Annotated in this window: 1 protein-coding gene; it reads right to left on the reverse strand. The window is 61.5% G+C overall.

What is annotated here, in order from left to right:
- Window positions 1-395: TetR/AcrR family transcriptional regulator (locus tag ACZLZQ_RS24280; protein ID WP_472951890.1), on the reverse strand; the 395-nt coding region annotated here is incomplete at both ends.

The raw sequence follows: 395 nt of genomic DNA on the forward strand, positions 1-395 counted from the left end.
TCAAGTTCGTCGATGCCCTCCTGAAGGTTGAGGTAGACTGCCCAGTAGGTCGAGACGATCCAGACGTTGGCAAGCAGCGGATCGATGTCGTCGGTAGGCACCACGATGATCCCGTCCTCGACCATGCGTCGCATCAGCGCGTCGACGACACCTCGCATGCGCCCGCTCATCTCGCGGATCGGTGAGGCAAGTGCGGGCATGCTTCCCGCCAACGCAAGAAGGTCACGAAACAGGAAGCGGTAAGTCCAGACCAGCCGAAACCAGTCGATCAGGAGGTCGCCATAGCTTCGCGCTTCGCTGGATCGATCGCCCAGAGCCTTGATGGCGAAAGCCTCGGCGTCGGCCTCGAACCGGGCGAAGAGAGCTAGGACGAGGCTCTCCTTCGTGCGGAAGTG

The sequence above is a fragment of the Mesocryomonas lacus genome, assembly GCF_055730105.2.